Annotated in this window: 16 protein-coding genes and 1 rRNA gene; 2 read left to right on the top strand and 15 right to left on the bottom strand. The window is 62.1% G+C overall.

All coding sequences use genetic code 11. The annotated features are described in order from the left end of the window. Positions 1–25: 25 nt before the first annotated feature. The 7 genes from epd to AACT07_RS17600 form a co-directional block, all read right to left on the bottom strand. A complete protein-coding gene (gene epd / locus AACT07_RS17630) occupies positions 26–1,036 on the bottom strand; it encodes an erythrose-4-phosphate dehydrogenase (RefSeq protein ID WP_005335438.1) in 1,011 nt (336 codons plus the stop codon). 60 nt (positions 1,037–1,096) lie between these two features. Then, a complete protein-coding gene (locus AACT07_RS17625) occupies positions 1,097–2,026 on the bottom strand; it encodes an ROK family protein (RefSeq protein WP_069529216.1) in 930 nt (309 codons plus the stop codon). Between the two features lie 112 nt (positions 2,027–2,138). Beyond that, entirely contained in the window at positions 2,139–3,206 is a 1,068-nt protein-coding gene (gene hemE / locus AACT07_RS17620) for a uroporphyrinogen decarboxylase (RefSeq protein ID WP_064341336.1), read from the bottom strand. 170 nt (positions 3,207–3,376) lie between these two features. Then, positions 3,377–4,156: an NAD(+) diphosphatase gene (nudC, locus tag AACT07_RS17615; RefSeq protein ID WP_069529214.1), complete on the bottom strand. Its 780-nt coding sequence runs from the start codon at positions 4,154–4,156 to the stop codon at positions 3,377–3,379. Between the two features lie 221 nt (positions 4,157–4,377). Beyond that, positions 4,378–7,542 (bottom strand): bifunctional proline dehydrogenase/L-glutamate gamma-semialdehyde dehydrogenase PutA, encoded by a 3,165-nt coding sequence (putA, locus tag AACT07_RS17610; RefSeq protein ID WP_069529212.1) that lies wholly within the window; start codon positions 7,540–7,542, stop codon positions 4,378–4,380. A 315-nt stretch (positions 7,543–7,857) separates the two neighbouring features. Continuing rightward, positions 7,858–8,463, bottom strand: a complete 606-nt coding sequence (locus AACT07_RS17605) for a TIGR04211 family SH3 domain-containing protein (protein WP_005335443.1) — start codon at positions 8,461–8,463, stop codon at positions 7,858–7,860. A gap of 146 nt (positions 8,464–8,609) precedes the next feature. Next, entirely contained in the window at positions 8,610–9,362 is a 753-nt protein-coding gene (locus AACT07_RS17600; RefSeq protein ID WP_005354446.1) for a potassium channel family protein, read from the bottom strand. Positions 9,363–9,463: 101 nt separating this feature from the next. On the opposite strand from AACT07_RS17600, the gene AACT07_RS17595 reads away from it, so the two are divergent. Then, positions 9,464–10,714: a methyl-accepting chemotaxis protein gene (locus tag AACT07_RS17595; protein WP_083250004.1), complete on the top strand. Its 1,251-nt coding sequence runs from the start codon at positions 9,464–9,466 to the stop codon at positions 10,712–10,714. Positions 10,715–10,919: 205 nt separating this feature from the next. Next, positions 10,920–13,793, top strand: a complete 2,874-nt coding sequence (gene glnE, locus AACT07_RS17590) for a bifunctional [glutamate--ammonia ligase]-adenylyl-L-tyrosine phosphorylase/[glutamate--ammonia-ligase] adenylyltransferase (protein WP_069529208.1) — start codon at positions 10,920–10,922, stop codon at positions 13,791–13,793. Between the two features lie 91 nt (positions 13,794–13,884). On the opposite strand, the gene AACT07_RS17585 is transcribed toward glnE, so the two are convergent. The 8 genes from AACT07_RS17585 to rrf all read right to left on the bottom strand — a co-directional run bounded on the left by AACT07_RS17585 (position 13,885) and on the right by rrf (position 22,938). Further along, entirely contained in the window at positions 13,885–14,415 is a 531-nt protein-coding gene (locus tag AACT07_RS17585) for a GNAT family N-acetyltransferase (protein WP_069529207.1), read from the bottom strand. A 95-nt stretch (positions 14,416–14,510) separates the two neighbouring features. Then, entirely contained in the window at positions 14,511–16,712 is a 2,202-nt protein-coding gene (locus AACT07_RS17580; protein WP_069529205.1) for a glycoside hydrolase, read from the bottom strand. Between the two features lie 108 nt (positions 16,713–16,820). Further along, positions 16,821–17,585 carry a DUF2861 family protein gene (locus tag AACT07_RS17575; RefSeq protein ID WP_253182277.1) on the bottom strand — a complete coding sequence of 255 codons (765 nt, stop codon included), beginning with the start codon at positions 17,583–17,585 and terminating at the stop codon, positions 16,821–16,823. Between the two features lie 80 nt (positions 17,586–17,665). After that, positions 17,666–18,313 carry a response regulator transcription factor gene (locus AACT07_RS17570; RefSeq protein ID WP_069529202.1) on the bottom strand — a complete coding sequence of 216 codons (648 nt, stop codon included), beginning with the start codon at positions 18,311–18,313 and terminating at the stop codon, positions 17,666–17,668. Next, complete coding sequence (locus AACT07_RS17565; protein ID WP_069529200.1) at positions 18,310–19,692, bottom strand: ATP-binding protein; 1,383 nt, start codon at positions 19,690–19,692, stop codon at positions 18,310–18,312. Before AACT07_RS17565 ends, AACT07_RS17570 begins: the two co-directional genes overlap by 4 nt. Before the next feature lie 145 nt (positions 19,693–19,837). Further along, complete coding sequence (locus AACT07_RS17560) at positions 19,838–22,000, bottom strand: AsmA family protein (RefSeq protein WP_069529198.1); 2,163 nt, start codon at positions 21,998–22,000, stop codon at positions 19,838–19,840. 132 nt (positions 22,001–22,132) lie between these two features. Continuing rightward, positions 22,133–22,639 carry an NUDIX hydrolase gene (locus AACT07_RS17555; protein ID WP_069529197.1) on the bottom strand — a complete coding sequence of 169 codons (507 nt, stop codon included), beginning with the start codon at positions 22,637–22,639 and terminating at the stop codon, positions 22,133–22,135. Positions 22,640–22,823: 184 nt separating this feature from the next. Then, positions 22,824–22,938: ribosomal RNA gene (gene rrf / locus AACT07_RS17550) — 5S ribosomal RNA — on the bottom strand. Positions 22,939–23,009: the final 71 nt, after the last annotated feature.

The raw sequence follows: 23,009 nt of genomic DNA, 5'->3' as shown, positions 1-23,009 counted from the left end.
CAGTAACCTTTCGCCCGGGGCAGGCTCAGCCTGCGGCCATCATGGCCCGGGTGGTATCCAGCATCCGGTTTGCGAAGCCCCATTCGTTATCGCACCACATCAACATTTTGACGAGGTTGGCATCGCTCACCCGGGTCTGGGTACCATCAATGATGCAGGAGTGTGCATCATGATTGAAGTCTACGGAGACCAGAGGTTCTTCCGTGTAATCCAGAATACCGTGTAATGTACCTCTGGATGCCCGTTGCAGGGCTTGATTTACGTCAGTAACTGTCACTTTTTTACGAACAGTAATACTGAGATCCATCGCTGTTACATTGATGGTCGGCACCCGCACCGCGATCGCCTCAAACTTGCCGGCAAAGTGGGGCAGGATACGCTCCAGCCCCTTTGCCAGCTTGGTGTCCACCGGAATGATGGACTGACTGGCAGCGCGGGTTCGGCGCAAGTCACTGTGGTAGGCATCGATGACTTGCTGATCATGCATGGCCGAATGAATTGTCGTAATAGTACCACAATTTATCTCGAATTCTCGATGCAATGTTTCAATCACCGGCACCACGCAGTTGGTGGTGCAGGAGGCGTTGGAGACGATCCGCTCCGCTCCGGTGAGGGTATGATGGTTGACCCCGTAGACCACGGTGGCATCCACATCCGCATCCGCCGGGTGGGAGAAGAGCACCTTGCCCGCCCCCGCCGCCAGATGCAGCTCGGCATCGGCCCGCGAGCCGAACACCCCGGTGCAATCGAGCACCACGTCCACCCCCAGCGCCCGCCACGGCAGCTTTGACGGATCCCGTTCGGCAAACAGAGAGATGAGATCCTCCCCCACCAGCATGCTGTTGCCCGCCAGTTGCACCGGATGGTGGAAGCGACCGTGACTGGTATCGTAACGGGTCAGGTGCACCATGGCCTCGGGGGCCGCCAGCTCGTTAATGGCAACGATCTTGATGGTCTTGTCGCGCCCGCTTTCATAGAGGGCTCGCAACACGTTGCGACCGATCCGCCCGTAACCATTGATGGCAATCTTGATCATCGAGAATCCGTTTCCTTGAACCTGCAACAGGGCGGCACACCAGCCGCCCGGGAGCCCCGGCTACGACAGCAGGGCATCCTTGAATTCACCGCGGGCCAGCAGTGCCGCCCCGAACACCCCGGCACTGTCACCAAGGGCTGGAGCAATAATGGGGGCACTGAAACGGGGATTAAAGAGGAAGGGCAAAATAGTCTGCCGTCCCACGCTGTAGAGACTCTGCACGTTACCGACCCCACCGCCGATGACAATAACATCCGGGTCGAGAATGTTGACCACGTTGGCCAGCGCCTGACCAAACAGCAGATGCAGCCGGTCGATGGTGAGCCTGGCCACATGATCGTGGGCGGTGGCAGCCGCGATTTGCGCCAGCGAGAGGCGACGCTTGGCCTTGGCCTCGTACCAAGCCTCCAGCGCCGGACCGCTGATCAGGGTCTCGACGCAGCCACACTTGCCGCAGTAGCACTCAGGGCCATCAGGGGAAAGCACGTTGTGGCCCCACTCACCGGCGATGCCGTGGTGGCCGTTGAGGATCTGGCCGTTGATGACGATGCCGGAGCCGACCCCGGTGCCCATGATGATGCCGAACACCACTTTCGCATCGGGATGGTGCTGGCGCACTGCACCGAGATGGGTTTCTGCCAGCGCAAAGCAGTTGGCGTCGTTGGCGATCAGCACCGGCACGCCCAGCTTGCGCTCCAGATCCTCCTTGAACGGCTTGCCGTTGAGCTCGGTGGTATTGCAGTTCTTCATCAGGCCGGTCTGCGGATCCCGCGCCCCCGGCGTGCCCATGCCGATGACGGTCGGGCGCTGGCCAATCTTCTCGGCACACTCAGCTACCAGTTTGGCGATCTGGCCGATCATATGGTCATAACCGCCGGCCCGCTCGGTGGGGATGCGGTGGCGCAGCAGCACCTCGTCGCCATCCAGCACCACGCATTCACACTTGGTACCGCCAAGATCGATACCCCAATCCAGTAACTTGCTGCTCATCTTGCCTCCTGCACGGCCGCAACGCTCTCGTCATCGCGGCGCCATTTTTTAATGTAAAACGGGGCCTGACGGCCCCGGATTTCAAACAAACTCTTCTTCTCTCGCCCCAGCCTTAGCGACTGTGATACTGGGCAGAGAGCTCGTGCACCGCGTCGACGAACACACCGGCGTGCTCCGGGTTCACATCCTGATGGATGCCGTGGCCGAGGTTGAATACGTGGCCATTACCGTGACCGAAACCGGCCAGAATGGAGGCTACCTCTTCACGGATGCGAGCCGGAGTGGCGTAGAGCATGGAGGGATCCATGTTGCCCTGCAGCGCCACCTTGTCACCGACCCGGCGCTTGGCGTCGGCAATGTCGGTGGTCCAGTCCAGACCCAGCGCATCGCACCCGGTGGCGGCGATCTGCTCCAGCCACTGACCGCCGTTCTTGGTGAACAGGGTGACCGGCACACGGCGACCGTCGTGCTCGCGGATCAGGCCATCGACAATCTTGTGCATGTACTGCAGGGAGAAGTCGCGGTAATCGCGCGGGGTGAGCACGCCGCCCCAAGTGTCGAACACCATGACAGCCTGCGCACCCGCCTTGATCTGGGCGTTGAGATAGCTAATCACGCTGTCGGCCAGCTTGTCGAGCAGCAGGTGCAGGGTTTGCGGCTCCGCGTACATCATCTGCTTGATCTTGGTGAACGCCTTGGAGCTGCCCCCCTCCACCATGTAGGTAGCCAGGGTCCAGGGGCTGCCGGAGAAGCCGATGAGCGGCACTTCGCCCTTCAGCTCACGGCGGATGGTGCGCACCGCGTTCATCACATAGCCCAGCTCATCTTCCGGATCCGGGATCGGCAGCGCCTGCACGTCGGCCATGGAGGTGATCGGACGCTCGAAGCGCGGGCCTTCACCCTGCTCAAAGTAGAGACCCAGCCCCATGGCATCAGGCACGGTGAGGATGTCGGAGAAGAGGATGGCGGCATCGAGCGGGTAGCGGCGCAGCGGCTGCAGGGTGACTTCACAGGCCAGCTCGGCATTGCGGCACAGGGACATGAAATCCCCCGCCTGGGCGCGAGTCGCCTTGTATTCCGGCAGATAACGGCCAGCCTGGCGCATCATCCATACCGGCGTCATGTCTACATCCTGACGCAGCAAAGCGCGCAGGTATCGATCGTTCTTCAGCTCTTTCATCCCAGTTCCTGAGTTCGTATCACGCATAAAATGGCGGCCATAATACCACTTTGCCCACCGGAGCGGACTGCCCAAAACGTGGCAAATGGGCGCGCGGTTGCAAAGATGTGAAGGGGCGCAAACCTGACCGCTCCGTTCCCGAAAGAATTGGCGAAAAGATAAGCGCCTCGTTACCCCTCGCCCGCCAGCGAACGCTCGATCAGCCGCCGGGCGATGGTGCCGTGGGGCGGCAAACGCGGCAGCCGGTCTGCGGTAAAGAAATCGGCAGCGACCAGTTCGTCATCCTGCACCCGGATTTCGCCGCTCTCGTAGTCGGCGGTAAAGCCCATCATCAGGCTGTGGGGGAAGGGCCAGGGCTGGCTCGCCACATAGCGCACATTGCGCACCCGGATGCCGCTCTCCTCGAACACCTCCCGTGCCACGCACTGCTCAAGGTTCTCTCCCGCCTCCACAAAGCCGGCCAGCACGGTATACATGGGATCGTCCGCCTGATAGTGACGGCGATGGGCTGCCAGCAGGATCTCCGGCCCCTTGCGCACCGCCACTATGATGCAGGGGGAGATGCGCGGATAGACGCTGTGCCCCTGCTGGCACACCTGCGCCCACTCCCCCGCCTTCGGGGTCATGGGGGCGCCGCACTCGCCGCAGAAACGGTGGGTGCGGCGGAAGGTAACGAGCTGCCAGGCACGGCCCGCGAGACGAAAGCCCTCTTCGTCCCCCGCCACCATCAGCTGGCGCAGGGGGGCCATCATAGTCGTGTCGGCCTCAGCCCCCAGATCCAGCAGATAGCAGGGTAGCCCCTGCCACTCATCAAAACGCTCGAAAGGGGCGTCAGCCAGCGCTGCGGGCAGGCACACTTTACTACCCTGTGGCACCTCTCCCTGCTGATCGAGCAGTACCAGATGATCGCCCCCCAGCACGAACCAGCGGGCTTGTTCGGTTAATGACATCAGATAAACACTCTCGTTAAAACAAAACCCTGGCTACGGCGGGCCCGCCAAGAGACAAACGCCGCGCGAATGGCTCCCATCTTACGACCAGCACGGGTCGCTGACGACCCCGCAGTGGCCGATTGTCCCATTCGTAAAAAACGGATGGTGCAAATAAAGAGGCCGCCCGAAGGCGGCCCGTTGTTATCCGGTATCCCGTATCCGGCCTCTATCGACGCGGATCAGGCATCACCCATCGCCAGCAAGGAGGCGTTGCCGCCCACAGCAGTGGTGTTGATGGTTCGGGTCTTCTCGGTAACGAAGCGGCTCAGGTAGTGGGGGCCACCCGCCTTGGGGCCGGTGCCGGAGAGCCCCTGGCCGCCGAACGGCTGCACCCCGACCATGGCGCCGATCTGGTTGCGGTTGATGTAGACGTTGCCGACGTTGATGCGGCTCGCCAGCTCCTCCGCGTGGGATTCGTTGCGGCTGTGGATCCCCAGCGTCAGACCGTAGCCGGTGCCGTTGATGTCGCTGATCACCTTGTCCAGATCCCGGGTGGCGTAGCGCACCACGTGCAGGATGGGGCCGAACTGCTCCTTGGCCAGCTCGCGGATGGAGCCGATCTCCAGTGCGGTCGGCTGGACGAAGTGTCCCTCCATGGTCGCGGCAGGCATCGGCGCCTGGGCAATCAGGCGAGCTCGCGGGATCATCCGGGCCAAATGGGCATCCAGCCCCGCCTTGGCATCGGCATCGATCACCGGGCCTACGTCGGTGTTGTGCTCAGCCGGGTTGCCCACTTTCAGCTCCTGCATGGCGCCGGTGAGGATCTCCAGCACCCGCTCTGCGATCTCCTCCTGCAGGTAGAGCACCCGCAGGGCCGAGCAGCGCTGACCGGCGCTCTGGAAGGCGGCGCTCACCACGTCCCGCACCACCTGCTCCGGCAGCGCGGTGGAGTCGACGATCATGGCGTTCTGGCCGCCGGTCTCGGCGATGAGCGGCAGGATGGCGCCATCGCGCTGGGCCAGGGTCATGTTGATCAGCTTGGCGGTCTCGGTGGAGCCGGTGAAGCAGACGCCGCCGATGCGCGGATCCGCCGTCAGCTTGGCGCCGACGGTGGCGCCGTCACCGGGCAGCAGTTGTAGCACGTCGCCCGGAATACCGGCCTGATGGGCCAGAGTCACCGCCAGATGGGCGATAAGGCCGGTCTGCTCCGCCGGTTTGGCGATGACGGTATTGCCGGTGGCCAGCGCAGCGGCGATTTGGCCGAGGAAGATCGCCAGCGGGAAGTTCCACGGGCTGATGCAGACAAAGACACCACGCCCCTGCAGGAACAGCTCGTTCTGCTCGCCGGTGTAACCGGGCAGCAGGGTCGCCTGCCCCATCAGACTGCGGGCCTGCACCGCGTAGTAGCGGCAGAAATCCACCGCTTCACGCACCTCGTCGATGCCATCTTGCAGCAGCTTGCCCGCCTCGCGGGTACAGAGGGAGACGAACTGCTCGCGGTTCGCTTCCAGCAGATCCGCCAGCTTCTCCAGCGCGGCGGCCCGCTCGCTCACCGGGGTTTCGCGCCAGCGCGGGAAGGCAGCGTGGGCAGATGCCAAGGCCTGCTCCACCGCCTGCTCGTCGGCCCAGTGGATCTTGCCGACGGTGAGGCTCACATCCTGCGGGCTCAGCACGGTGCGCGCCTCGCTGCGCTTGAGGGTCTCGCCATCGACGATGGGGCCTGCCAGCCACTGCTTGCTCTCCAGCTCTTTCAAGCGGGCGAAGAAGGGGCGCTGGATGGAGAGGATGTTCATGTTGACGCCGCTGGAGTTCTTGCGGTCGGTGAAGAGGTTCACCGGCTGGGGAATGCGGTCGTTGGCAAAACCTGAGTAGCGCTTGAGGGTGCGCAGCGGATGCTCGGCCAGCGAGTCCACCGGGGTGTTGGGATCCACCAGCTTGTGAACGAATGAGGTGTTGGCCCCGTTCTCCAGCAGGCGGCGCACCAGATAGGGCAGCAGATCCTTGTGGGCGCCGACCGGCGCATAGATACGGCAGTGCAGGCCGGGATTGTCGTTCAGCACGGCGTTGTGCAGCTCCTCCCCCATACCGTGCAGGCGCTGGAATTCAAACTGGCGATCACCCGCCATCTCCAGAATGCTGACCACGGTATTGGCATTGTGGGTGGCAAACTGGGGAGCGATAAAGCCGCGAGTCGGCTCACTCAGCAGGTAGCGGGCGCAGGCGAGGTAGGAGATATCGGTACCCGCCTTGCGGGTAAAGAGCGGGTAGCCGGGCAGGCCCGCCTGCTGGGCATATTTCAGTTCGCTGTCCCAGTAGGCGCCTTTTACCAGTCGCACCGGAATGAGGTCACCCTGCTCGCGGGCCAGCGCGGTGAGCCAGCAGAGTACCGGCAGAGCGCGCTTGGAGTAAGCCTGCACCACCATGCCGAGCTTGCCCCAACCACGGTTGGCGTCGGAGCGGTAGAGCTGCTCGAACAGATCCAGCGACAACTCGAGACGGTCCATCTCCTCGGCGTCGATGCTGATGGCCACATCCTTGTCGCGGGCCAGCCGTACCAGTCCCACCAGCCGCTCGCACATCTCGCCAAGCACCCGTTCGCGGTTGGCCACGTCATAGCGCGGATGGAGCGCCGAGAGTTTGATGGAGATGGAGGGGGCCGGGCCGCCGTCGCTGATCCGCTCGTTGCCCACCGCCTCGATGGCGTTGCGATAATCGGTCAGATACTTGTCGGCATCCTGCATGGTCAGTGCCGACTCGCCCAGCATGTCGTAGGTGTGGGTGTAGCCCAGCTCGCGGGATTTGCGGCTCGCCTTGAGGGCTTCTTTCATGTCGCGCCCCAGCACGAACTGCTTGCCCATGATCTTCATGGCGGCATACATGGCGGAGCGCACCACCGGCTCCCCCAGCTTGTTGACCATGCGCCCCAGCAGGTTGGCCGGGTTGCCGTCGAGCTTTTTGTCGAGCTTGATGATCTTGCCGGTCAGCATCAGCCCCCAGGTGGAGGCGTTGACCAGAGTAGAATCGCTCTTGCGGAAATGGGAGGACCAGTTGGCGCCGGAGAGCTTGTCCTTGATCAGGGCATCGGCGGTCTCGGCATCGGGAATGCGCAGCAGCGCTTCGGCCAGACACATCAGGATGATCCCCTCCTGAGTATCCAGGCTGTATTCCTGCAGGAAGGCGTCGATACCGTCACCGGAGCCGCTCTCCTTGCGCACCTTGGTCACCAGAGTACGGGCACGCTGGGTCACCTGCTCCAGCGAGGCGCCATCCCCCGGCAACATGGCCGACAGTTCGGCCAGATAGGCATTTTCATCCACCACGTAGTTTTGGGTGATGGCTTCGCGCAGGGCGGCCAGATCGGAGGGGATATAGTCAGCGGCAAGCACTTGAGTAGCTTTGAACATATGGGGTCTTCCTGTACGCCCTAGGGCTGATATCGACAAAGGCGGACACGCCGCCGAAACGCCGATAATGTATACAATGTTGCACCCTATATGAAATGAATTTGTTGCCACTCTTTAACAAAGATCGCTCATTCCCCCCATGAATTCCCTTTTGAAGCTAATACGCCAGCAAGCGTGAGGGTCATCTGACTTCATTTTGTATACGATCTGCCGCCGCTCTATCGCAAAGCAGCCACGCATTCCGCCCAATACGCCCCAAAATAAAGAAGGGCCGCCACGGCGACACTTCTCAGCAATTCATTCAGCCAGATGCTGTCAGTTCATCCAGCGATCGCCGCGGCTGCGACGACGGGGCAGCATCGGCAGCAGGATGCCAAGCAGAATACCGGCCCCCACCATGGCACCACCACGAATAAACCAGTCCATCTGCATGTCGTGCTCCTGGTTGTCGTAGCTCTGGGTCAGGGCATCATTCTGCTCTTTGAGATTGCTCATCTCCTCACCCTGACTGACCAGCTGGGCCTTGAGGGCGGCGATCTCCTTGCTCTGGGCAGCGATCTGACCATCCTTCTCGGTGAAGCGTTTCTCGTTGTCACCGTTGAGGTTCTGCAGGCGATCTTTAAGCTCATCGCGCTCTTTTTCCACCTGGGGCAGACGCTCGCGCAGGCTGATCTGGCTCTGCAGTTCGCTGTTCTTGATCCACCCCTCGCGGCCACGACCGTCCACCACCTGGGTGAAACCGGCCTCGCTGTTCACCGCCTTTACCTCCAGCGGTTCACCAGCCTTGACACTGCCAAGGATCCGGTACTGGGTACCCGGGCCATTGTGAATATAGGTAAAGATGTTGTCTGAAACATAACGGGTATCGGCCAGTGCCTGTTGGGCACACAAGCAGATCAAAATCCCGAGAAGGGCGCGCATGGTCGATCGGTTCTCTTTTTCAGGTTTGGACAAGAGGTTGAATGTTAAGCCGCCAGCAGGTTAAAGGACAAGCAAAGAAAAAGCACCTCCCCCCAGATAAAGAGCGCAGAGTTGCGAGTCACCTCGCAACTTGCCCGTCTGCGGTCTCACTTGTTTTTCAGCTCCTGCACCTCGCTGCGCAGGGCACGGATCTCCCGCAGCAGCTCCTCTTGCTGGTTGTTGTAGTGATGACGCCACTTGTCGGTCTCGCCATCCCCCTTGTTGGGCTGCAAAAACAGGCTGGCCATGAAACCGCTGATGGCACCGAACAGACCGACCCCGAACAGGATCAGCAGGCTGGCGACAAAGCGCCCCTCCTCGGTCTTGGGCACCAGATCCCCGTAACCCACTGTCGAGAGGGTCACCAGCGTCCACCAGAACGCGTCATAGGGTGTCTCAATCTGGCTGCCGGGCTGGCCTGACTCAATCCAGTACATGACGCCGGAGCCCACCCCCAGCAGCAGGAAGAACAGAAACAGGATGCCGGAGAGGGTGGTCTCGTTGCGCTCGCGACGGAACATGGCCCAGAGATCCGGGTGCTCCTTGAACAGCTGATAGACCCGCCACAGCTGGATCAACCGCGCCCAGCGCAGTTGCTCCGCCATCGGCAGGCTACCCGGCAGATAGATCCAGTTGGCCTTGAAATAGGCCTTGCGATCGGAGGCCCGGATCCAGCCATAAGCAAAGTGCGCGAGGAAGAAGTAGCAGATCAGACTGTCGAGGTCATAGAAGAGCTGCAGGGTCTGTGGTGTCAGGCTCTCATGGCCCCACCAGCGGGCCGTCACCAGCACAACCGAGATAATCGACAGAAATGCCATCAGCAGATCCATCGCCCGCAGATGAGTTAAGTGATGTCGCATACATTTTCCAACTTTAAGCACAGTGCAAATTAATAAAAGAGAAGATAATGCCGATAGTCCTGAGGGCAAAGGAAAAAACGGCTTTTAAAAGGAGAATGACAATGCAGCTGAACCTGCTGGAGAAAAGAATGAGCAACATCCGGTTGGTACCCAAAGTGGTGCTGCTGATGGTGTTCAGTACCCTCCTGCTACTGACAAAACTCTGGTTTGACGCCAACAATCTGGAAGCGACCCTGCTCAGCGAAGGGCTCGATCCCGCCAAGGCGGATGCGATCTCCAATCGCCTGCTCTGGACCGGCCTGATGGAGACCGCCATCATGGGGCTGCTGTTCGTGATCCTGCTCCTCACCGGCTCACGCCTGATGGTCAAGCAGGTGCACTATCTGGTGGGCCTGCTGGAGCGCTTCGCCAAGCGGGACCTCAGCCACAAGGTACTGCTCAAGTCTCGTGACGAATTCGGTGACATCGCCAAGGCGGTCTCCCACTCGCAGGAGAACCTCAAAGAGGTGTTTGGCAACCAGCGCGCCGCCTGCAAGGAGCTCAACGACATCGCCTCCCAGGTGACCCTTTGCATGGAAGAGGCCAACGAAGCGATCAACGAAGAGTTCACCCAGATCGAACAGCTGGCCAGCGCCATGAGCCAGATGGTCAGCGCCATTCGCGAAGTGGCCGCCCATGCGGATCAGGCCTCTCACGCCACCGCCGAAACCAGCCAGCTGGCGGAAGAGGGGAGCCGCTGCGTCGCCGATACCGTCAGCACCATCGACACTCTCTCCGGCAACATCCAGCGCTCCGCCACCGTGGTCAACGAGGTGGAGCAGGGGGTCGAGCGCATTGGCTCTGTGGTCGACACCATTCGCGGCATCTCGGAACAGACCAACCTGCTGGCACTTAACGCGGCCATCGAAGCGGCTCGCGCCGGTGAAGCGGGTCGTGGCTTTGCCGTGGTGGCCTCCGAAGTGCGCGAGCTGGCCAACCGGGCTCAGGCCGCCACCGTCGAGATCCAGAAGATGATCGAGCAGCTGCAGGGCAATGCCCATCAGGCTGGCGAGCTGATGGCCCAAAGCGTACAGCAGGCCGACAAGGGGGTGGAACAGGTGACCCAGGCCGGTACCCAGCTCGCCACCATAGTGCAGCGGGTACAGGGTGTCGCCGACATGAACCGCCACATCGCCGCCGCCTCCGAGCAGCAGAGCTCGGTCGCCGAAGAGATGCGCGGCAATCTGGAGCAGGTCAAGCAGATCGCCGAAGGCTCCGTCGTGGTACTGCGCGAGCTGCAAGAGGCCTCCGAGCTGGTCGAGCAGCACAGCAAGGAGCTCGACAGCCAGATCCAGTCCTTCAAGCTGGCGTGACCACAGCGCATAGACAGAAAGGCCCTGCGGGGCCTTTCTTCATATCCCCACCAGCAACCCATTTTCCTTTCTGGATCATGCTTCTCGCCCCTGCGCTGTGACGCGGGGGCCTGACAGTGCTAGATTGGCAGCCACCATTTTGAACCGGCAGCGTTGTTAACCTCGTGTCGTTAACCCGCTGTCGTGAACCACAAGGACGGCAACCGTGGCCCAGCACTCTCCCTCTTTCTCCGCCCTCTCCCCCCTGCTGCAAGAACAGGCCGAGCGCCAGTGGCAACGGCTGGTCGAGCTAGCCCCCGACTATGGCTCGCTGCCCGAGCCCGTTCGCCAGACCCTGCTGACCCTGCTTGGCCTCTCCGATTTTGTCACCGACTCTCTCTTCAAACAGCCGGAGTTGCTGACCGAACTGCTCGCCTCCGGGGATCTTGAACAGGCCGAACGCTGGCCCGCCTACCAGAGCGATCTGGCCGCCCTGCTCGCCGAGGTAAGCGATGAAGAGGCGCTCAAGCGTATCCTGCGCCAGTTCCGCCGCAGCCGCATGCTGGTGATCGCCTGGCGCGAACTGCTGGGCCATTCTGAAGTGGAAGAGAGCTTTATCCACCTCACCAAGCTGGCGGATACGCTGATCTGCTCCGCCCGCGACTGGCTCTACGCCAAACAGTGCGGCGAGCTGGGCACCCCGATGGACGGCAATGGCAACCCGCAACCGCTACTCATTCTCGGCATGGGCAAGCTCGGCGGTGGCGAGTTGAACTTCTCCTCGGACATCGACCTTATCTTCACCTTCCCCGAGAACGGCTACACGGTCGGGGGGCGGCGGGAGCTCGCCAACCAGCAGTTCTTTATCAAGCTCGGTCAGCGCATCATCAACGCCCTCCACCAGCCCACGCAGGATGGTCAGGTGTTCCGGGTCGATATGCGCTTACGCCCCTTTGGCGATGCGGGGCCGCTGGCCATCTCCTTCGCCGCCATGGAAGATTACTACCAGCACCACGGCCGCAACTGGGAGCGCTACGCCATGGTCAAAGCGCGGGTACTGGGGCCCCAGTGCGAGCACGCGGTGGAGCTGGCCGAGATGCTGCGCCCCTTCGTGTTTCGCCGCTATATCGACTTCGGCGTCATCGACGGCCTGCGCCAGATGAAGGCGATGATCGCCGCCGAGGTGCGCCGCAAGGGGCTGGAGGGCAACATCAAGCTGGGGGCTGGCGGCATCCGTGAAGTGGAGTTTATCGCCCAGGCGCTGCAACTTATTCGCGGCGGCCGTGAACCGGCACTGCGGGTGCGTCACCTGCCGGAGGCGCTGGCTGCCATTGCCCAATGTGGCGCCCTCGAATCTGCCCATTGCGATCGCTTGCTGGAGGCCTATCGCTTCTTGCGCCGGGTCGAGAACATCTTGCAGGAGATCGGCGATCAGCAGACCCAGACCCTGCCCACCGAAGAGCGGGATCGCCAGCGGCTGATCGCCGCCCTCGGTTTTGCCGACTGGGGCGCCTTTATGGCTCATCTCGATGAGGAGATGGCCGCCGTCCATCAGGAGTTCGCCGCCGTGGTGGGGGAAGAGAAAGAGGCACCCGCCCATCTGGAGCAGCTCTGGCTCGATCTCTGGCGCACCGAGCTCGACGCCGCCGAGCTGGGAAAATTGCTGACTGCGCAGGGGGTGGCCGAGCCCGCCCCGCTCTGCGCCGCGCTGCTGCGTTTCAAGGAGGAGTACAAGCGCCGTCAGGTAGGGCCGCAGGGGCGCATCGCGCTGGACTGGCTGATGCCGGAGCTGCTGCGGCTGGTGGTCGCCAGTGAGCAACCCGCCCGCCTGTTCGAGCGGGTCTGTGAGCTGCTGACCCGCATCTTCACCCGCAGCGCCTATTTGCAGCTGCTGGCGGAAAACCCGGGTGCCCTGCGCCAGCTGGTGCGGCTGTGCGACGCCAGCCATCTGGTGAGTGAACAGCTGGCCCGCTACCCTATCCTGCTGGATGAGCTGCTCGATCCCCAGCACCTCTACCACCCCACCCCGCTCGATCAGTACAAGCCCCAACTGCGCCAGTTCCTGCTGCGCATCCCCGAAGAGGATGTGGAGCAGCAGATGGAGGCGCTGCGCCAGTTCAAGCAGGTGCAGCTGCTGCGCATCGTGGCGGCCGATATCGCTGGCGCCCTGCCGCTGATGAAGGTGAGCGACCACCTCACCTGGCTGGCGGAGGCGATCACCGAAGAGGTGGTCAATCAGGCCTGGGCCCAGATGAGCGAGCGCTACGGGGTGCCGCCCGAGGTGGCAACCAGCGGCCAGCGCGGCTTTGCGGTGGTGGCCTACGGCAAGCTGGGCGGCATCGAGCTCGGCTACGGCTCGGATCTCGATCTGGTGTTCCTGCACGGCGGTGACCCCAACAGCTACACAGATGGCCGCAAGCCCATCGACAGCCGCCAGTTCTATCTGCGCCTCGCCCAGCGGATCCTGCACCTGTTCAGCACCCGCACCCCCTCCGGGATCCTCTACGAGATCGATATGCGGCTGCGCCCCTCCGGCGACTCCGGCCTGCTGGTCTCGTCGCTGTCGGCCTACGAGCAATACCAGCAAAACGAGGCATGGACCTGGGAACATCAGGCGCTGGTGCGGGCTCGCCCCATCTATGGCGATGACGCCATCATTGCCGAGTTTGCCCGTATCCGCCGCGATGTGCTGGCCAAGGAGCGAGATCTGCCGACTCTGGCCCGCGAGGTGCGCGAGATGCGCCACAAGATGCGGGATCACCTGCTGAAAGCGGGGGCTGGCGAGTTCGACCTCAAGCAGTCCCCCGGCGGCATGGTGGATATCGAGTTTATCGCCCAGTATCTGGTGCTGGCCCACGCCTGCGGCGAGCCTGATGCCCTCACCCGCTGGTCTGATAACGTGCGCATCTTCGACGAGTGCGTCATGGCGGGGGTACTGACGCTGGAGCAGGCAGAGGGGCTGAAACAAGCCTATCTGGAGATCCGCAACCTCGGCCATCGCCTCAACCTCTCGGAGATCTCCCGCAAGGTAAGCGACGATCAGCTGCAAAACGAGCGCAGCCATGTGCTCGCCGTCTGGCACAAGCTGCTGGGGGAGTAATTCCTTCCAGCGGCAATGAAAAAGGGCCCGCCTGAATTGCTTCAGGCGGGCCCAGCTCTTATCGGTAAAACAGCATTCTTACGGCTGCTCCTCAGCCGAGATCCATCACCGTCTCCACCAGCATCTGGTTGAAACGCTGATAGGCCTCTTCCTCAAGAAGCCCCGGATAGCTCAACACCCTCAGCGCATGACCTTGATAGTCAGGATGATAGGACGGGTGGACATGGGCATAATCGTTGAGGCAAAAGCCCAGCCCCTGATAGAAGCGTAAGCGGCGAATGGCAATCTCATCCTCTGGCGGATCGATCTCGAGAATGACGGTTTTTCCCGCCTGTTCGCAAAATTCAGCCAGCAGGCGGCTGCCGTAGTTGCGGCCGCGCAACGCCGGGTTGATGGCCAGATGCTCGATATAGATCTGCTCGCCGCACGCCCACCAGAAGATAAAACCGAGCAGCAGGCCGTCCTGATAAAAGATTTGGCAGTGATAGCGAGGATCCCGCATCTTCTGGGGCTGATGCTGTGACTGGCGCTGCTCGTAGCGGGGAAAACTCGCGCCATAGATCTGCCAGACCAGCGGCCACGCTGGATGGTTTACCTCTCTAATCACTTCACTCTCAATCATCAGAACTACCTCTAATCCATTTTGCAGAACGTTCATCTATACATAAAAAGTTCCGCCACATCATCCTCTGATGAAATAAAAGCCAGAACGCCAGATTAGCGGGCGCTATCCGGTTGCGAGACAAACTGCTGCTGACTGCCATCGGGCAACAGCGCCAACACGCTTTGAGCGGCCAGTTTTATCCCCGCCTGCTCGGTGGCCGGGCCGAAGTTGGCAATCAGTCGAGTGCCATCAGCAAACTCGCTCTGCTGCACAACTCCTTTTTTGTCGAGCCAGCGAAAACCGATGAGGGACTGGTTGTAGAGCCGCTCATGCAGTGGGCGGAAGAAGGCATCGAGTCCCTTGAGGTAGGGAATACGCGTACCGGCACTATCCAGACTGAGGTTGAGCAGCGGCGGCACGTTGTAGAGCTGCTGCAACAGCTCGGTGACCTGACGGCTCTCCTTGAACTTGAGGCTATCCATCGTCCAGTGGTGGGTGGTCACTATGCTGTCGTGAAAGACGCTCTGGAACAGCGGCAACCGCAGCGCCGGATCAAAGTAGAGCCCCTGATACTCAGGTTTGAGGTGGCTCTGGCGAAAGAAGAACGCAGGCTGATGCTCCGGATACCAGGCCCCCAGATAGTAGGGAGATCGCTTGTTGCGGCGCATATCGGGATCCTGCCAGCCAAAGCCGCTGGTCTGGGGGCCGTGGGCAAAGGCCGCGGTGCGGTTGGCTACCGCGCCGCCCTCCTCGGAGCCCACCAGTACCCCCTGACTCCTGGCAATCCACGCCATCCCGGCCATCCGGTTTTGCGCATCCTGTGCTTGGCTGGTCGGCTTGGCCGGGTCGAAGTCATCAAACACCATGCCGGTCGCCGCCACATCGAGGAACCAGCTGTTGTAGTGGCTCGCCTGCTGCAATTTGGGCACTCGCTGCTCCATCACCGGGCGCACGCAGGCCTGATTGGTGTAGACGCCGCTGTTTTGAAAGCCGCTCTTGCGCCGGCCGTTCTCCTGCATGATGCCGCAGCGCAGATAAATATCCTGCCCCATCTGGGCGGTGAGCCAGCTCTGCTGGCGATTCCCCTCCGGCAGCGCGGTATCGTAGGAGTCATAGGGAGCGATGAGATAGCCCGCCTGTTTGGCAAGCGCTATCCCCTCTGGCGCGGCAAAACCGGCGGTCCACTGGGGCAGACCCAGCCAGAGTTTGGGTAGTCCAGCCTGCTTGAGAGCGGCGATCATCTTGGCCGAGCTGCCATCGCCCCAGCTCTGTGGCTCGTTGAGAGCAGCGCCCAGTTGCGTGGCCGCCAGCGTGCGCAGGGCGGCGAAATCGGCCGGTTGCTGACCCGGATGGCGCAGCGCCAGCGCCTGCTCCACGCCGGCCAGCACCCGGTTTTGCAGATAGCGGTTGCGCTCAAGATCGGGCGCTTGCAGCGCACGCTTGCTCTCCCCCTTGAGCCAGTCGGCGGGGATCAGGCGGCGCAGCGCGGGCCAGCTTTTCACATCCGGTGGCACCAGCAGTCGCTCGCCCCAGAGATAGAGGTGAGAGGCGCCGATCAGCCGCTTGCCATCCGGTACCGCCGCCAGCTTACTCTCGAGCGAGACCAGCTCGCCCCGCGCCTGCAACCAGTGGCGATAGGCCTTGCCCGCCGCCAGCCAGTCGTTGCCCGGCTGCAACGTCACCGCCACCTCATAGGGGTCAGCCAGATTGAGGCGATTGACGCTGTGGGTCGCCGTAAGGGCAATGCCATCTTGCTTGGGGGCAAAGGTGAGCCGGTTGTTGAAGGGGTTGGCAAAGAGGATCGCCAGCTGCTGATCACCGTAATCCAGCCCAACCACCGGCAGGGTAAAATTTTCGGTGGTGTTGATCCCCTGATACTCCTGCGCCAGCGCCTTGCGCCACGCAGTGTGCGTAGCCGGAATGCGAAATCCCTCGTGGATCGGCAGCATCAGCGCCTGTGCACCTGACGGTACCCGCGGCCACACCAGCTCGCCAGCAGTTGCACGGCTGAGGGTAAGGATCAGACGGTTACCCTCAAGGCGAGCCGAGGCCCGCACCTCGCCATCGGCGCGGATCAGCCAGCTGGCGCGCTCCCACTCCTGCTGCAGAGCGGTGACCGGCTGGCGCGGGCCGGGGGAAGAGATGGCAAGGTACTTGCCCGATGGCAGCACAGCCTCGGCCGCCAGGGTGGCGGGATCCAGCTCAATGCGCCACTGATCGTTGGCAAGGGTCAGCGCCTCGGCAGGCAGGGAGAACAGCGGCGCCAACAGCAGCAGCGGGCGGATCCGGCTCGCTAATTCGGGAAGAAGAGTCATGGTCTGTGATTCCTGATAACACACGGGAATCGCCATTTCAGCAGATCGGCCGCCTGCGATTGTCAGGCCAATGTCAGGATTGCGGTGACCTGACCATCACGACATCCATTAGTCCACCGGCCCCGCCTGACTGTGGCTCAGCTGCAACACCAGCTGGCCGCGCTGGCTGGTCTGCACCAGCGAGAGGGTACGCCAGCTGTCGGGCATAGCGGCAGGCCAACCCACCTTGCCATCGAGAGGCAGGCGGTTCCACCAGAGCAGGGAGTATTGCGGGCGAGCCAGCACCGTCTGCTCAAGCCAGAGCGGCGTACAGGAAGCGGGATTGGCGGGGGGATTGGCTACCGCCTGCGGCGAGCGGGAGAGCCAGTCCAGATCCTGCACCGCAGGCAGTGGCAGCGCCACCTGCCAACGCTGGCCCGCCACCGTCAGCCGCAGCTGATAGAGTCCGGCTGGTAAAGGCATCGGCAGATCGGCCCCCACGACCCTGACCCCCTTACTCCCTTCCGCCTCCCACTGGGCACCTGCCAACCGGTTGTGGCCAGCGGGATCGATAAGTTCAGCGGCGGTGATGGGCCCCTCGCCGGTCAGCTGCACCCGATAGTCCCGCAACAGTGGCGCATCGCGCTGGATCAGCTCAAGGCGCAGCTCGCTCACCCCATCAGGCAGAGTAAGCGGGAAATCCTTGCCGCAGTGCTGGGCACTGAGCGCGGCCAGCATCCCCTGCCAGCTACGGCGCTCGGCATTACTTGTGAGGGCGGGCCATGCCTGCTGCAAAGATTGCCAGGCGTGCCGGTTATCCCCCTGCAACAGCGCCAGGGTAGCCGGTTGCAGCGGGTCGGCGCGATCGGCTTCCAGAAGGCGATCAGTTGCCATCACGCTGCTTACGTTTAGAAGGCCCAGGTTCAGAAGGCCGCAGCTTAGAGCCAACAGCAGCGCGGCCAGTATTGCACGCTTCACGCTGACACCTCCAGCCGGTAGCCGATGCCGCGCACCGTCTCGATGGCCAACCCGGGCAGCTTCTGGCGCAGTTGCAGAATATGGGTATCAACGGTGCGGGTGGAGGGAAACGCCTGATAGCCCCATACCCGGTTGAGGATCTCCTCCCGGCTCAGCACCCGCCCCGCCATCCGCACCAGCAGAGTGAGCAGGGCAAACTCGGTGGGGGTAAAGCTCACCTCCGCATCCTGCCAGCTCGCCTGCATCCGGGCAGGATGAAGCTGCAAGCCGCCCACTGCCTGAGTGCCATCCCCCAGCTGACGCAACTGGGCCCGGATCCGCGCCAGCAGCTCATCATGGGAGAAGGGTTTGGTCAGGTAGTCGCGCGCCCCCGCATCGAGCCCGGCTACCCGATCGCTCACCTCCACCCGGGCGGTGAGCACGATCACTGGCAGCGCCTTTCGTGCCAGCCACTGGGGCAGCCAGTCGAGGGCATCCCCCTCCGGCATGGAGCGATCCAGCAGCACCAGATCCGCCGCCAGCCACTGCTGCTCCGCCGCAGCCAGAGTGTCGCACCAGAGGCAGCGATACCCTTCGCGGGTCAGATAGCGTTGCAGGTTCTCCGCCAGCAGCGCCTCGTCTTCGACAAGCAGGATGGTCTTCATGATTCGGTGTCGCTCCAGAGTTGGCAGGGCAGCGTCAGGGTAAAGGTAGTGGGCGGGCCGGATAAGGCGAGGTGCCCGCCAAGGCGGCGCAACAGATGGCGCACGATGGCAAGCCCCAGCCCCAAACCATCGGCACGGGCACCGCGGCGCAGCAGGGTGGCGAGCCGGTAACCCGGCAGCTCGCCGCCATCGCTGACCGCGAGGTTCAAACGCCCCGCCTGCCAGCTGGCACAGATCCGAACCGGTGCGCGGCCATGCTGACTGGCGTTGCGCAGCAGGTTGTCGAGGGCGAGATCGAGCCAGTAGAAGGGGAGCGCCAGAGTCATCTCCCGCTCAAGGCAGAAGGTGGCGTCATGTCGCTCGCAAGCCAGGGTGAGCCACTCAGTGAGACTGACCGCCACCCGCTCATCTTCGAGAGTTTCTGCCGCCAGATAGTGGCGACTGGCCTGCGCCAGCTGATGCAGGCGGGCGACACTGCCCAGCAGTTGCCCCACGCTCTGCTGAGCGGAAGGGGGCAGCCGGTCGAAATCGTGGCGCAGCTCCTCGCTGATGCCGGAGAGCGCCATGATGGGGGTACGCAGCTCGTGGGTCAGCATCTGCAATGCGACACGCCGCTCCCGCAGCAGGCGCCAGCGCTGCCAGCTGGCCCACCCCAGCAGCAGGATAAAGCCAAACGAGCTGGCCAGCGCCAGCCACTGCCAGCCAAGCGTGGGGCGAGTATTGAAGCAGATCGCTCCGACTCGCTCTTCACAAGTACCAGCAGTGCGGCTATCCAGCGTCACGCCAAGCCGCTCGGCCAGCGGCTGCCACTGCCCGGCACCGTAACGACGCCACTGCCCATCGGCAAGCAGCCAGAGCTGGCCGGATTGCAGCAACCAGCGCTCGCCCCGCAGCAGGGCATCGAGGTTGTCATTATCGAGCTCGCCGAGCTGCCCCAACTGATCTCGCCGCTCCCGCACATGGAGCAGAGCGTCGAGCCCGGCCGCCGAATGACCAGCCTGCCAGCGAGCCGCGCTGGAGCCGCCCAGCGGATAGATTGGGTGAGCGGCAAACCAACTGGCCGAGGGCGCAGCCCCTTGGCCGCAAAGCGCCCGCAGCAGCGGCAGCCACTCGGCGGGCAAGTCATTCTCTGTCCCGCACTCCTGCTGGTAGCGATAGATGGCCTGCAGCTGGCGCAGCGGATAGCGCTGCCAGGCGGGATAGAGGGAGTCGGGAGCGATCAGGCGACGATCGAGCCGCTGTACCTCGTCAAGGGGCAGCGTATGTTCGGGAACCTGCCTGGCCAGCTCGCCCGCCAGACTATCCGCCAGCGGTCCGGCCAGCACCGGAGAAGCCATGCCGTAGCAGATCAGGAAGCAGAGCAGCAGGATCAGGCGCATGGGTTCAACTCGAGATCACTCCGGATGAAGACACAGCAGATCACTGCGCCATAAAAAATGTCAGCGCCATTTTTCAATGGCGCTGACATCCGGTCAACCGCTAACGGCATTGGCGCAGCGAGCGCCAGCCCATGAGAACCATCACCTATTTGAACAGTCCCTTGAGCAGCTGGTCAGCCACCCCTTTGACAGCATCGTTGTCAGCCTTGTCCCCCAGCAGCTTCTTGAGGCCGCGTTCGGCCTCCTTGCGCGCCTTCTCCTCCAGCAATTTGTTGTTGCTGAGCAGTGCCTTCACATCGAGCTGATAGCTGGGGGCCTGCCAGTGACCGCCGATCCGCACCGGAATGGTGATCTCTTTGAGCTCATCCACATCCTTGCCCCCCTGCCCCTTGCTGCTCTCGACGATGGAGGTAAGGAACAGGAAGTCGAGGCTCTCCGGCACCAGCGCCGTCTGCCCCTCGCCCTTGACCCGCAAGGCGGGGGCAAAGAGCTGGATGTCGTTGCTGCGGGCGATGCCGTCGGCAATCTGGAAGCTGGCGGTGAGGGCGCTGAAGTCGGTCTTGCGCGCCTCCTTCACCTGCTCGGCCCCCTTGCCGGTGAGGGTAGCCCGCGCCTCGCGGATCATCTCCGCTAGGTTGATGCCATGCAGGGCGCCGTCGCTCAGCTTCAAGGTAACCTTGCCCTGCATTCCGTTGCGCAGTGCCAGAGGTGAGAGACCACGCCCCTGCACCTGTACATCGAGATCGCCCTTGCCCTCCAGCAGATCGCTCTGGGCCAGAGTCTGCAGCAAGGGACGAATGTTCACCCCGGCCACCTGCTTGTGCACCTTGTAGGTGGCGGGCTGCTGGCGCGCGTCGAGAACCCCTTTCGCGTTTACCTGACCGCCAGCCACGGTCGCGCTGAACTGTTTGAGCGTCAGCAGTCCCTTGGCCAGAGCCACCTGCAGATCGACAGCGCCGAGATCCAGCCCTTTCAGACGCAGGCTGCCGAGTTGCAGCCGACCATCCAGATCCAGCCCTTTGAGCGCGCCCAGATCCGGTTCAACCGCGGAGAGGGCTCCGCTCTTGCCGGTTACCGCTTTATTGTCACTTGCAGCGGCACTGGAAGCACCGGCCGCCGGTTTGTCCTCTTTCGCCTGTGCGGTCGTGGTCGGTGCCGATTTGGCGAGCCATTTATCGAGATCCAGCTTCTCCCCCTTGAGATCGAAGCTGATGGAGGGCACTGCGCCAAGCTGCACGGTTCCATCACCACTCAACAGCGCCTCATCGGCACTCATCACCAGCTTGCTCAGGGTAATCAACTGCTTGTCGAGCTCGGCGCGAGCAAACCCGGCCAGTTTCAGCTTCATCTGCGGGCGCGGCAGCGCATCACCTTCCAGCACTGCTGTCAGCAGCACATCGGAGAGTTCGGCCAGCTTCATCTCTTTATCGAGCCGTCCCTTGAGCGTTCCTTCCAGCGAGCCAGTCAGTGAAGCTTGCTGTCCCTCACCCTTGACCCCCTTCAGCGCCAACGCGAGATTGCTCCACTCACCCAGAGCCAGTCGGTCTCCCTTGATGGAGAAACTGTCGAGTCGCAGGGACGGGTCACTCAGGCTGCCACTGAGGCTCAGATCTTTCAGTTCACTGGCCATCACCTCCTGCGCCAGCTTGATCTGGGTCTGCCCTTTAACGTCGAAAGCGAGCTTGTCGGCACTCCCCTTGGCGGCCAGCGTCACGGGTACCCACTGACCGGTGGCCAGCTGCCCCATATCGAGATCGAGGCGATCCAGTCGCAGCGAGGTGCCGCTGCGATCATCCTGTACCAGCGCACTGGCCTGGGAGAGCGCGACACCCTGCAAGCTGATCTGCCAAGGCTTGCTGTCAGCGGTTGGCGCTGGGGCTGTAGGAGCGACCGGTTCGCTTGCATCAGCAGTGACCTCTTTGATCAGTCCGCTCAGATTGGAGCTGCCATCCGCCTTGGTCTGGATAAAGAGATGGGAGCCACTCAGGGTCACCTTGCCGATCTCCAGACGATGGGAGAGCAGCGGCAACAGGGCCACCGAGGCCTCGCCCTGTTCGAAACGAACCAGATCCGGCTCGGCAAAACCGGCCGGATTGCGCAGAGCCACCTTCTCAAGCGAGAGGCTGAGGCTCGGCCAGAAACGCCAGTCAATCTCCCCCGCCATCACCAGTTCCCGGCCCGTGCTCTTGCGCACCTGTTCAGCCAGTTGGAGCTTGAATTGATTGGGGTCGATAAGGCTTATCAACGTCACTATGGTCAGTAAGGCCGCCACGGCGATGCCGAGCAAGATGAGAACTATCTTCTTCACGATATGCTCCTTGAATCCGGATCCACTGCAGACTATACCACTCACCGTCTGACGAATGGCGTCTGCGGGACAAAAGCGGACAAGGATGAGACAGGGATGGTCGCTGCCAATCCCCATCGTCATCAGCAGGGATCAGACTTGCAAAGAGAATTGCTGCAGCCGCGCCATCGCGGTGCGCGTCGACTCGAAAGCAAAGCGGGACAAGAGGATATCGCTGATCTTCAACCACTGACAGGCGGCCACATCGTCAGCCGGCTGGATGACCGGTTTTTCGCCCAGCATGATGGCAAAGAAGGTGTCACAGGTGTGATAGGTGATGCCATCGTAGGGGTAGATATTGGGGAAGGAACCGAGATAGGTAAAAGGTTGGGCGCTAACATCGAGCCCCAGCTCCTCCTGCAACTCGCGCACCAGCGCCACCTCCAGCGACTCGCCGGGATCGACAAATCCTCCAGGCAGATCCAGCAACCCCTTGCCCGGATTGCCGGCCCTTACCGCAACCAGCACCTCGTCCTGCCAGCAAAGCGCCACCATCACCGCCGTCGCTACATTCTGGAAAAAATGAAAACCGCAGCCACAGCGAAACTCTTTGGGACTGACACTCTGCAGGGTTTGATCGCCGCATTTTGGACAAAACATGGGCTATCTCCGACGAAATAAAGCGCTATTTTACGCTGCCATGGCTGTTTTTTTATGAGTAAAACCGACGGGAAAGACGAGGAATTCAAAGGGAGAGGAATAAAACGGGGCAATTATCAGGCGATTTTCTAAATTGCAGCCAATAAAAAAAACCCGCTCGATGAGCGGGGTTCTTAAATTGTGTGCCTGGCAGTGTCCTACTCTCGCATGGCGAATGCCACACTACCATCGGCGCTACCGCGTTTCACTTCTGAGTTCGGCATGGGATCAGGTGGTTCCACGGCGCTATGGCCGCCAGGCAAATTCTTAATCTAGAAAGCTGACGTGAATAACGACTTGGTCGTTATCACTGAATTAGTAGTTCGCTTGG

The organism is Aeromonas sp. ANP5 (genome assembly GCF_963870295.1).
Classification (GTDB): domain Bacteria; phylum Pseudomonadota; class Gammaproteobacteria; order Enterobacterales; family Aeromonadaceae; genus Aeromonas; species Aeromonas veronii.
This window is presented reverse-complemented; position numbering and strand designations above follow the sequence as displayed.